This is a genomic window from Dialister succinatiphilus YIT 11850 (genome assembly GCF_000242435.1).
Lineage (GTDB): Bacteria > Bacillota > Negativicutes > Veillonellales > Dialisteraceae > Dialister > Dialister succinatiphilus.
This window is the reverse complement of the sequence record NZ_JH591190.1, coordinates 98,978-111,007: the sequence shown is the minus strand read 5'-3', so window position 1 is coordinate 111,007 and position 12,030 is coordinate 98,978. Positions and strand designations below refer to the sequence as shown.

Annotated in this window: 7 protein-coding genes and 1 pseudogene; 5 read left to right on the top strand and 3 right to left on the bottom strand. The window is 53.7% G+C overall.

Annotated features, from left to right (window positions below):
- From HMPREF9453_RS12005 to HMPREF9453_RS10615, 3 genes and pseudogenes are all read right to left on the bottom strand, one after another.
- Positions 1 to 151: pseudogene (locus HMPREF9453_RS12005) on the bottom strand (ISLre2-like element ISDsu1 family transposase); the annotation flags it as partial.
- A gap of 456 nt (positions 152 to 607) precedes the next feature.
- A complete protein-coding gene (locus HMPREF9453_RS10620; RefSeq protein ID WP_040380716.1) occupies positions 608 to 877 on the bottom strand; it encodes a hypothetical protein in 270 nt (89 codons plus the stop codon).
- Between the two features lie 215 nt (positions 878 to 1,092).
- Complete coding sequence (locus HMPREF9453_RS10615; protein WP_008860565.1) at positions 1,093 to 2,907, bottom strand: ammonium transporter; 1,815 nt, start codon at positions 2,905 to 2,907, stop codon at positions 1,093 to 1,095.
- 1,412 nt (positions 2,908 to 4,319) lie between these two features.
- Between HMPREF9453_RS10615 and HMPREF9453_RS10600 the strand changes: the two genes are divergently transcribed.
- The 5 genes from HMPREF9453_RS10600 (at position 4,320) to HMPREF9453_RS10580 (ending at position 11,624) form a co-directional block, all read left to right on the top strand.
- The gene (locus HMPREF9453_RS10600) at positions 4,320 to 5,576 is read left to right on the top strand and encodes a Glu/Leu/Phe/Val family dehydrogenase (RefSeq protein ID WP_008860564.1); all 1,257 of its coding nucleotides are present in this window, start codon (positions 4,320 to 4,322) and stop codon (positions 5,574 to 5,576) included.
- A gap of 193 nt (positions 5,577 to 5,769) precedes the next feature.
- Positions 5,770 to 6,606, top strand: coding sequence for a deoxyribonuclease IV (locus HMPREF9453_RS10595; protein ID WP_040380786.1), 837 nt, complete (start codon positions 5,770 to 5,772; stop codon positions 6,604 to 6,606).
- 648 nt (positions 6,607 to 7,254) lie between these two features.
- Positions 7,255 to 7,536 carry a GIY-YIG nuclease family protein gene (locus HMPREF9453_RS10590; RefSeq protein ID WP_008860560.1) on the top strand — a complete coding sequence of 94 codons (282 nt, stop codon included), beginning with the start codon at positions 7,255 to 7,257 and terminating at the stop codon, positions 7,534 to 7,536.
- Between the two features lie 303 nt (positions 7,537 to 7,839).
- Positions 7,840 to 9,006 (top strand): exonuclease SbcCD subunit D, encoded by a 1,167-nt coding sequence (locus HMPREF9453_RS10585; RefSeq protein WP_008860559.1) that lies wholly within the window; start codon positions 7,840 to 7,842, stop codon positions 9,004 to 9,006.
- The gene (locus HMPREF9453_RS10580) at positions 9,003 to 11,624 is read left to right on the top strand and encodes an AAA family ATPase (protein WP_008860558.1); all 2,622 of its coding nucleotides are present in this window, start codon (positions 9,003 to 9,005) and stop codon (positions 11,622 to 11,624) included. Before HMPREF9453_RS10585 ends, HMPREF9453_RS10580 begins: the two co-directional genes overlap by 4 nt.
- Positions 11,625 to 12,030: the final 406 nt, after the last annotated feature.

Sequence of the window (12,030 nt, the reverse complement as noted above, 5' to 3'; positions counted from 1 at the left end):
CCATAGCTATAAGCTGACAGTTCATTTCAGTGAGCCAATGAGTTAGCTTCCTTTCAGCCTCGATAGAGTCATCAGATTCCTTAATGAGAGAAATGACTGCACCAATTGCATTTTCACTCCAAATTTCTCCAGTTTTTGTTATAATATCCATGAGGAAAGCCCTTTCTTTGTTTTATTTGTGCACGGAAATTATAACATTTCCACTCAAGGGGAGGCTTTCCTCTTTTATTGTTTCTGGAAAAATTCCCCTACCGAGTAAAATTTTACACTAAGCCTGCGAACGGTCAGCCGACAATAGGACAATAGGAAGGCCCTTTTGTGGGCAGGCTAAGGGCCAACTTCGGCTGACTTGCGCATTTTATGCAGAATGCGCACATGAGGGTTCTCAGGGTTTAAAAGGTTCAGAGTGTGGTGGTGGCGCCCTGTGGGCGCATTTATTATACATGGCGCCGAAGGCGCCAAACCTTGCCAACGGATAGCGGTCAGCCGACAGCGGATAGCGGGCAGCTTCCACTGACAAGCTGTGAAATTGTGAAAAAATATATAGGGTACTTCTTTTTCCCCTTCTCCCCAGGCGGAAAAAAAGGCTTTCATTCTTATATTGATTTTATTCTTTCCATTGGACATGGACAGGAGGAAGGGCATGATTTTCTATGGTATTCTCCCTTTTACTCGTTCTTTTTACGAAATTCATCAGCCTTGACCTTTTCTTGACAGAACCTTTTCCTCCTTTTTTCTTCCCGTCTTTTTGTCTGTGAAAAGTGAATTCACAGTTTTTCTTCCTGTGGACAAGTGAAATATCCCTGAATGTCCCTTGCTTCCCCCTGTCATTTTCCACTTTTTCCCATTTCATCCGGACTTGTTCACAGTTATTCACAAATTTTTGTGTATATCTCCAGTAGACACCTCCCTCTTTGCCGCTGATTGTCTACATTTGGAATTCTCATTTCAAAGTTATCAACAGCCTGTGAATAAGTCTGTGAAAAAGTGAGTTTTCCTGCTTTTGTGAAATAAGTATACACTTTATTTCCTCTGTCCTCTTTCCCACGCAAAAAGAGCTGCGGAAAACCACAGCTCTTTTTGTGTATACCATTATTTATCTTCTTCAATCGGATAGTCCTGGAGGGCATCGTAGCCTTCTTCGCCGGTACGGATTTTCACTGCATTGTCCACGGTGGTGACGAAGATCTTGCCGTCGCCGTACTTACCGGTGTAAAGTGCTTTCTTAGCCACTTCGATAATCGTTCTGGGCGGAATCTTGGATACTACCATATCCACCCGCACCTTCGGAAGGAGTTTGGCGGAAACAGCAGCGCCGCGGTACATCTGGGTCTGTCCTTTTTCAAGGCCGAAGCCCAGGGCCTGGGTAACGGTCATGCCTGTAATGCCGATGGCTTCCAGGGAGGCTTTCAGGATTTCAAAACGCTTGTCCGAAGTAATGATGGTGACGCAGTAAAGGTGATGGCCGTCTGCCGGCATTTCTTTGGGAACCACAGTGTCCGGCACTTCCTTGTCCACGGGGATTTCCACCGCATTCTTCGGAGCCTTGCCGGCTTCGATTTTTCCTTCCGTGGTTTCCGGAATCATCATGAAGTCTGCATAGGCGGAAGCCAGGCCATGCTCTTCGAAGTCCAGGCCGTTGATTTCTTCCGACGGGCTTACGCGGAGGCCGATGGTGGCGCGGATGATGCGGAATACAATGTTAATGGCAATGAATACGTAAACTGCCACTGCCACCACACCCAGAATCTGGATGAAGAGGTAATGGGGATCTCCTGTATAGAGGAGACCGTCAGATTCGGAGAAGAAACCAGTCAGAATGGTGCCCAGGGCGCCGCATCCGCCATGAGCGGCAATGGCACCTACAGGGTCATCGACTTTTAATTTCTGATCCACAAATTCGACGGCGTAAACGATGAAGATACCGGAAATAATACCGATAACGAAGGAACCGGGAACAGTGACGGTATCGCAGCCGGCGGTAATGGCTACCAGCCCTGCCAGGCCGCCGTTCAGTGTCATGGATACATCAGGCTTTCCGTATTTCACCCAGGTGACAATCATGGTGGTGCAGGCAGCTGCGGCTGCAGCCAGGTTGGTGGTAATCATGATATGGCCCACAGACTCAATGGTCTTGTCGCCGGTCATGGAAACGGTGGAACCGCCGTTGAATCCGAACCAGCCCATCCACAGGATGAACATGCCCAGGCAGGCCAGGGTAATGCTGTGGCCGGGGATGGCGTTTACGGTGCCGTCCTTATTGTACTTGCCGATTCTGGGTCCCAGAAGCCATGCCCCTACGAAGGCACACACGCCGCCTACCAGATGAACGCAGGTGGAACCGGCGAAATCATGGAATCCCAGTTCGGAAAGCCAGCCGCCGCCCCAGATCCAGTGACCGGAAATGGGATAGATCAGAAGGGAAATGAGTACGGAATATACGCAGTAGGCGGAGAACTTCGTCCGTTCTGCCATGGCCCCGGAAACGATGGTGGCCGACGTAGCGCAGAACACGGTCTGGAAGAACAGGTAAGCCAGCGGTGTATAACCGGCATCATCGGGCACCTGGAAATGGGTGACAAAGAGATCCGGCGTGCCGATGATACCGCCTATATCGGTGCCAAACATGAGACCGAAGCCCAGGAACCAGAACACGACCGTGCCCAGGGCAAAGTCCATGAAATTCTTCATGACAATGTTGCCGGCATTCTTGGCACGGGTGAGCCCCGTTTCCACCATGGCGAACCCGGGCTGCATGAAGTACACCAGAATAGCTCCTAAAAGCACCCAGATGGTGTCCACCGACGAATACCTTCCCTCCGGCTCCGCCGCCATGGCCACCGCCGGTGTGGCCAGAGCTGCCAGAAGCAGCGGCCACTTTCGAATGACTGCTTCCATTTTTTTCATAAAATCCACTCCCTCTCCTTAACAAAAAAGGTCTGAGAGAATGGCGGCTTTTTCTTGAAAGCAGAAAGGGCCCGGATATGTCTCCGGGCCCCCTTGTCCAAAAGAAAAAGCCTGACGTGAACCATTCATCATCAGACATCTTTGTCAAAAATATGTAATTGCGGCCTTTCGGCCTCCTGTATGTTAATAGGATACAATAGCATTTGGTCCGCGTCAAGGGGGAAAATGAAATTCGATGCGAAGGGCATATTCAAAAGGTTCTAAGGGTTCAGAGGGTTCAGAGGGGAAGGTTCTTAAGATGGACCGGCCCTATGGGCCGGAGGGTTCTTAAGTTTGACGGGCCTTTGGCCCGAGGGTTGTGGTGGCGGCTTCGCCGCAAGTTTTATAAAAAAGGGGCGCGGCTCCGCCGCGGGTTGTGTAGAAGGGTTGCAGAAAAAGGTTGTGAAAAAGGTTCTTAAGATTGACCGGCCCTATGGGCCGGAGGGTTCTTAAGTTTGACGGGGCCCTTGTCCCCGAGGGTTGTGGTATCGCCCCTTGGGCGATGAGTATAAAGTCAGCGTTACGGATTCACCTTTCTGTATCATATGGCATGATAGGCATTCTGCGGATTGGCTCACTGCGTTCGCCACCAAAGAGGGAAACTGCGGAATGGTACATGAAATATATGGCTCTCTGTTTTTCCTCTCCATACTTCTCGTTTCCCCTTGAGGGGAACGCCTCGAAGAGGCAAAGGGTGTACAAGGCAGAGCACCGATTTGACACCCCATTGCTATCCTGACCGCCAATCGGCGGCCTGTGTCATTTTTGCTTCTTACCATTGGACACGCCTGCGGTGTGAGGGTTCAGAGGGTTCAAAGGATGGTGGTATCACCCTGCAGGCAATGAGTATTATAATGCCGCCTTTCGGCGGTCACGTCCACATCGAGTATTATAATCATTCTTACCCTCGTACATCCCTTCGCCACTTCGTGGCCCTCTTCCCCTAAAGGGGACGCAAGAACGTTACGAGATTGGCTTTCTGTGTCATATGGCATGATACGCATTCTGGTGATTAGCCGCTGTGCTCTCCCCCCTTATCCGGCTGTGCCATTGGACACGCCTTCGGCGCGAGGGTTCAGAGGGTTCAGAAGGTTCAAAGGGTGGTGGTGGCGCCCTTCGGGCGCAATCATCATACATGGCACCGAACCTCGCCGGTGGTCAGCCGACAACGGACAGCGAACAGCCGACAGCGGACAGCGGTCACCCGCCAGCCAATGCCTGCTATCCCGCCAAGGGCACACTGAAAGGCATATCTATACAGAATACTCATGCTTCCATGACTTGGTTTTCAAAATCAGCGGCCGGTGTTATAGTAGAAGGAGCGGGCAGGAAAGACGTTTCCTTCCCAATCATTTCATTCGAGGAGGCATACTATGGCGAATTACAATCCTTATGAAAACATGCTTGATGTGCTGGACAAAGCAGCTCAGGTACTGGGTTACCAGAAAGAGGATTATGAATTTGTACGGTACCCGGAAAGGGAACTGACCGTGAGCATTCCGATCCGCATGGATGACGGCCATGTGGAGGTTTTCTCCGGCTACCGGGTACAGCATTCCACAGCCCGGGGCGCGGCCAAAGGGGGCATCCGTTTCCATCCCCAGTCTGATGAAAACGAAGTGAAGGCGCTGGCTGCGTGGATGACCATTAAGAACGCCATCGGAAATATTCCTTACGGCGGTGCCAAAGGCGGCATCCGGGTGGATCCTCACAAGCTGTCGGCGCGGGAACTGGAACGGCTTACCCGAGGCTATGTGCGGAAGATTTACCCCATCATCGGACCTGATAAGGACGTACCGGCGCCGGATGTGAATACCAACGGCCAGATTATGGCATGGATTGCCGACGAATACGCCGCTCTCTCCGGCAGCTGGCAGCCCGGCGTAGTCACCGGCAAGCCCCTTGCCACCGGCGGTTCCCTGGGAAGAAATGAAGCCACCGGCCGGGGGCTTCTCTTCACCCTGGAGACCTGGTGTGAAAAGAACCACAAAGATATCCGAAACCTTACCATGGCAGTCCAGGGCTTTGGCAATGTAGGCTCCGTAGGTGCCCTCCTCATGCACCAGGAAGGCGTAAAAATCACTACCATCGGCGATATCAACGGCACCTGGCACAACCCCAGGGGTCTGGACATTGAAGCCATGTATGTATACGCCAACTCCCACGGCCGCTCCCTGAAAGGTTACACCGAAGAAGGGGCTGAAATCATTCCGGACAGCGAACTCTTCAGCCAGGACGTGGACGTGCTCTTCATGGCAGCTCTGGAAAACCAGCTTAACGGAAGCACCATGGAAAAGGTCAAAGCACCCCTCATTCTGGAAGGTGCTAACGGTCCCACCACGGAAGAAGCGGATGCTTACTTTGAAAAGAAGGGCATCGAAGTGCTGCCGGACGTGATGAGCAATGTGGGCGGCGTCGTAGGCTCCTACTTCGAATGGGTACAGAACCGCACCGGCTACTACTGGACTGAGGCGGAATACAATGAGCGTCTCCAGAAGAAAATGAGAGAAGCCTATGAAGACGTATATGCATTGAAGGAAAAATATCATGTCACCTACCGCCTGGCCGCCTACATGCTGGCCCTGCAGCGGGTGGTGGAAGCCCAGAATACCAGAGGATTTTTAGGATAACAGGAATACGGGAATCAAGGGAGGCCTCCTGCCTTTACATAAGCAGGAGGCCTCTTTGCGTACCGGCAAGCGTGATATAATCAGAAGAGAAACGTATTTCAGGGTTCTCCGGGAAATCATTGTCAAACCCGGAAGCCTTTTGCGCCCTCTGATTTTCGGGCCGCGAAGGGCCCCTATTCACCAGGAGAAAACCATGTTCATTATCGGATGTCATTTATCTGTTTCCAAAGGCTTTCTGTCCATGGCACAGACTGCCACCGCCCTTGGCGGCAATACATTCCAATTCTTTCCCAGAAATCCCCGGGGCGGAAAGTCCAAGCCCCTCGTAGAAGAAGACGTGGAAGGGCTGGCCCGGTGGATGGAAGTGCACCACTTCGGCCCTATCCTCTGTCATGGCGCCTACACCATGAACGGCGCCTCCACGAAGGAGGGCGTGCGTGACTTTGCGCGAACTGCCATGAGGGAAGACCTGGCCAAGACGGCCCATCTGCCCCGCTGCATGTACAATTTCCACCCCGGCGCCCATTTGAAGCAGGGCGTTGAAAAAGCCACGGTTCTGATTTCCGACATGCTGAACTACGCCATGGACCAGGAAGAACTGCCAAAGTATGTACTGCTGGAAACCATGGCCGGGAAAGGCACCGAAGTGGGCCGCACCTTCGAGGAACTGGCGTCCATTATAGACAGAACGGAAAGGAAGGACCGGCTGGGAGTATGCCTGGACACCTGCCATGTATATGACGGCGGCTATGACATAGTGAACGATCTGGATGGCGTGCTCCGCCACTTTGACGAAGTCATCGGCCTTTCCCGGCTTCACGCCATCCATTTGAACGACGACAAGAACCCCCTGGGGAGCCATAAGGACCGGCACGAAAAAATCGGAGAGGGCACCCTGGGCCTTGACGCCATTGCCCGCATCATCAACCATCCCCTTCTGAAGGACCTTCCCTTCTACCTGGAAACGCCGAACGAACTTCCGGGATATAAAAAGGAAATCGCCTTGCTGAAAGGGCTGCGGGAAGACTAGGACAGCAAGCGGAAAAATGAAGTTTTGCCGCGTTTGACGCTGGTACCTATTCACCCCATCGTCATTTCGAGGGAAGTCGAGAAATCTCCTTCCGCTAATGATAACGACCGCTTTCCCGCGGAAGATCTCTCGACTCAGCGTATCATTGGAGTAGTTCCCATTTATCCCCATAGCGGCACGCAGCTCCGCTCGAGATGACGAAAGAGCCGAGACACCCCACCGTCATTCGAGGAGAAATGAGGTTTTGCCGCGTTTGACGCTGGTACCTATTCACCCCATCGTCATTTCGAGCGAAGTCGAGAAATCTCCTTCCGCTAATGATAACGACCGCTTTTCCGTAGGAGATCTCTCGACTCAGCGTATCATTGGAGCGGTTCCCATTGATCCCCATAGCGACACGCAGCTCCGCTCGAGATGACGAAGGAGTCGAGACACCCCACCGTCATTTCGAGGGAAGTCGAGAAATCTCCTTCCGCTAATGATAACGGCCGCTTTTCCGTGGGAGATCTCTCGACTCAGCGTTTCATTGGAACGGTTCCCCTTTATCCCCATAGCGGCACGCAGCTCCGCTCGAGATGACGAAGGAGCCGAGACGCCCCACCGTCATTTCGAGGAGCGGTCATTACATGAAGGAAGGAAGTCCAATATATGGGATATGTGTATATATTATCTAATGAATATAGAAATGTGTTATATATTGGGGTAACAAATAATCTGCAAAGGCGATATCAGGAGCATTTGTCCGGGGCGGTGGACGGATTCACGAAGAAATATCATGTTCATTGCCTCTTATATTATGAGCAGTATAATCATATAGAAGAAGCCATTGAACGGGAAAAGCAGCTGAAACGTTGGTCAAGAAGCAAAAAGGAATGGCTTATCAAACAGATAAATCCAGAGATGGTGGATTTGGCGGAAGAATGGAAATAAAGGCATAAGCCCCCATCGTCATTTCGAGCGAAGTCGAGAAATCTCCTCCTCGCAATGATAACGGCCGCATGGCGGCGGGAGATCTCTCGACTCAGCGTATCATTGGAGCGGTTCCCATTGATCCCCATAGCGGCACGCAGCTCCGCTCGAGATGACGAGAGAGCCGCGCCGCCCCATCGTCATTTCGAGCGAAGTCGAGAAATCTCCTTCCGCTAATGGTTCATGCCGGAATGAGGCATCGAAGGCACCAGGCATCTTTGCCGGCATTGATAGAAAATATGTTTTGAATAAAAGGAGGCAGTCATGAAATTTATCCATACAGCAGACTGGCATCTGGGGAAGCTTCTGAAGGAGCACAGCATGACCGAGGACCAGGAGTGGCTTTTAAACAACCGGTTTCTTCCCCTGGTGGACGAAGAGAAGCCCGATGTGATCCTTCTCTCCGGCGATGTGTACGACCGCTCCTATCCGCCGGAAGAGGCGGTGGAGCTTTTTGACCGGATGACCGAGGAAATCGTGGGGAAGCGGAAAATTCCCTTTATCATCATCAGCGGCAACCATGACAGCGCCGAGCGGCTGGCTGTGGCCAGCCGCCTTTTGAAGTGGCAGGGCCTTTATATTTTCGGCCCCCTCACCCGCCTTTCTCCGGTGATTCTGGAAGATGCCGATGGAACGGTGGCCTTCTGTCCCCTTCCCTACGCCGAACCGGCCCGGGTGCGGGTCATGATGAATACCCTGGGCCTTAAGGGAGCCGACCAGGTGCATTCCTATGAAGAGGCGGAAACGGTGCTGTCCCGCTATCTTCTTTCCCTTCTCCCGGCAGAGCCCCTGCGGAAGGTGGCCCTGGCCCACGCCTTTGCTGCCGGCGGCACACCGTCGGAGTCAGAACGTCCCCTTTCCATCGGCGGCTATGACCGCATCAGCGATTCTGTTTTTGAGGAATACGATTACACCGCCCTGGGCCATCTCCACAGGCCCCAGAAAACGCAGAGGGAGTCGGAGAAAATCCAGTACAGCGGCAGCCTCATGCGCTATTCCTTCGACGAGGTAAACCAGAAGAAAGGTGTCATCGTCGGCGAGCTGGACAAAGAAGGGAAGGTGCATACCACCTTCCATGAAATGGTGCCCCGCTATCAGGTGCGCTGCATGGAAGGCACCTTCGACACCCTCATGGGAGAGGAAACAGAGCCATCCGACGATTACCTGCAGATCCGCCTCACCGATGAAACGCCGGTGATAGACGCCATGCCCAAGCTGCGGACGAAGTTTCCCCACGCCCTGGGAGTGGAGCAGGATATGGGCTATCGGGAAGATGAAGGAAGCCGGAATATCCGTCTGGAGCAGATGAGCGATGAAGACATACTGAAACGGTTCGTCCACCAGTTCCGGGACCGGGACCTCACAGAAGAAGAGGAAAAGCTGGCCCTTCAAACCTGGGATACCGTGTACAGAAAGGAGAATGCACAATGACACCGCTGAAGCTGACCATGCGGGCCTTCGGCCCCTATGCGGGAGAAACAGTGATTGACTTTGACAAACTGGACGGGCGGCACCTCTTCCTGATCTGCGGCCCCACCGGCGCCGGAAAGACCACCATTCTGGATGCCATGTGCTATGCCCTCTACGGCAAAACAAGCGGCGACCGCACCGGCAGCCACATGCGGAGCGACTATGCCTCCACCGCCCAGAAGACGGAAGTCATTTTTGATTTCAGAATCGGCGATAAGACCTATCGGGCCACCCGGAGCCCGGAGCAGACCATCGACAAGAAGCGGGGCAAAGGACAGACCAGGGCTGCCATGCAGGCCTCCCTGTCGGAACTGGAAGAAGGCCGGGAAGTGCGTACCATCCGCACCGGCGTGGAAGAAGCGGCAGGAAAGCTCATCGGCCTCAATGCCAGCCAGTTCTGCCAGGTCATCCTCCTGCCTCAGGGGGATTTCCGAAAACTTCTGGTAGCCAAAGCAGACGAAAGAGAAGCCATCTTAAAGCAGCTCTTTAAAACCCAGCGGTTCTCCGATTTCCAGAACGAACTGCGCCTTTCCCTGAATGACCTGCTGAAGAGAAAGGCTGCGGAAGACACGGAACTGTCCGCCACCCTCTCCATGGCCTCCGTATCCGGAGAAGAAGAGCTTCGAAAGGAAATGGAACAGACCGCTTCTTTCCTTCAGGAAATGGGAAAGAAAAGAGAAGAAGAAGAGAAGACCTACGCCCGCTTCCAGAAAGACTACCAGAAAGCAGCCGTGCTCTCCACCCATTTTGAAACCCTGGCCCGGGCAGAGGCCCAGCTGAAGGACCTTCTGGGGCGGGAAGAAGAAATGAAAAAGGCGGAGGAAAGTATAAAGTACATCCGCTCCGCCCGGGAACTGGCCCCTTATTTTGAAAATCTGGAAAAGATTTCCAAAGACGGGATCCTGGTCAGAAAAGAAATGGACCGCTGCCAGACAGCAAGAGATGAGGCCGCCAAAGAGAAGGAAAAGCTGGCTGAAAAATCGAAAGAACTGGAAGACCGAAAGGCAGAAGTGGAAAAGGCCCGCCAGAAATCGGCGGAAATGGTGCAGTGGATGCCCAAGGCCAAAGCCTACGGCGCCACCCTGCGGGAAGTGAACCGGCTCACCGAAAAGGTGATGGAAGCGCAGGCAGAACTGCAGAAGCTGAATGACAAAGCGGAAGCAGATAAGAAAATCAAGGAAAAGGCGGAAGCCGAGGCAGAGAACCTCCGGCGGGACTACATCTTCGGCCAGGCGGCCATTCTGGCCAGCCAGCTGAAAGAGGGAGAGCCCTGCCCGGTATGCGGCTCCATCCACCATCCCCGCCCTGCCGTTTCAGACAAAAAGCTCCCCACAGAAGAAGAAGTGAAGAAAGCCCAGGAAAAGGCGGCCAAAGCGGCAGAAACCTGGAGCGACAGCACCCAGCTGGCCCAGCAGTACCAGGTCTCCGCCTACGTATCTGCCATTTCCGAGCAGGGCTATGCCCAGGCCAAAATGAGAACCCTGGAGGACGTACCGGAAGCCTTCAGAAAACCCATAGACCTGCGGAACGCCATCCACCGGCTCCATGAATCCATCCAGCTCTGGGAAAAGGAAACGGAAGACACTGCCAAAACCCGAGAAACTGCCTCTTCCGCCTATGCTGCTGCCGATGCCGGATATAAGGCAGCCTCTGCCCAGCGGCAAAAACTGGCAAAGGACTACGGGGAATGGAAAAAAGCACTGGAAGAAAAATCCAAAGAAGCAGGTTTTGAGAGTCTGGCCGCCTGCCGCAGCTGGTATGAAAAACGGGACCTGGAAAACACACTGACCCAAAATCTGGAGACCTACCGCCGCCTGCGTCAGGGCGCTGAAAAGGTAGCAGCCGATGAAAAAGATTTCCTCAAAGACAGCCAAAAGCCCGACATGGCCCATCTGGGACAGGAAGACCAGGAACACCAGAACGCCATCCACCGCATGGTGAAAATGATTTCCGACGGGGAAAACAGGAAAAAACTGCTGGAAGACACGGCGGCCAAGGTGAAGGACATTGCAGAACGCCACGAAAAGACCCTGCAGGACGCCAGCCTGGTGTCGGGACTTTACAACCTCACCAGAGGCGAAAAATCCCGCATCACCCTGGAGCGATATGTGCTGGGCGCCCTTCTGGACGAAGTGACCCGGGCGGCGAACCTGCGCCTTCTGGATATGAGCCACCACCGCTACAGCCTTCACCGCATGGCCGGCGATAGCACCGACGGCAGAGGCGGACTCACACTGGAAGTATCCGACAGCTACACCGGCCGCTCCCGTCCTGCCAACACCCTCTCCGGCGGCGAGACCTTCCTGGCCTCCCTCTCCCTGGCCCTGGGCCTGGCGGACGTGGTACAGGCCAAACAGGGCGGCGTGAGACTGGATACCATGTTCATCGACGAAGGCTTCGGCACCCTGGATCCCGAGGCATTAAACAGCGCCATGAACACCTTGATAGACCTGCAGAACACCGGCCGTCTGGTGGGCATCATCTCCCACGTGCCGGAACTGGAAGAGCGGATCGACGCCCGGCTGAAAGTGACGCCGGCAGAAAAAGGCAGCAAGGCGGAGTTTGAAATATTGGAATAAGAGTGTGTCATTCGCGGTGTTTTCCTCTATGTCCGAAAATCGATAAAAAGGGCGCCGCTGGTTGTGTAGAAGGGGTTGCAGAAAAAGGTGCTTAAGATGGACCGGCCCTATGGGCCGGAGGGTTCTTAAGTTTGACGGCCTTTCAGGCCGAGGGTTATGGTGGCGCCCTCTCGGGCGCAGATTTTAAAAAAGGGGCGCGCGCCCTCCGTCATTTCGACCGTAGCCGGTCAGCCGCCAATAGGAAAGCCTCTTATTGTGCAGGCTAGAGGCCAACTTCGGCTGACTTGGAGACTCTATGCAGAGTCTCCACAGAGTGGAGAAATCTCCCCCTCTCATGGTACGGGCGGCATTGCGGTGGGAGATCTCTCGACTCAGAGCATCATGGGAGCGGTTCCTGTCTGTCTCC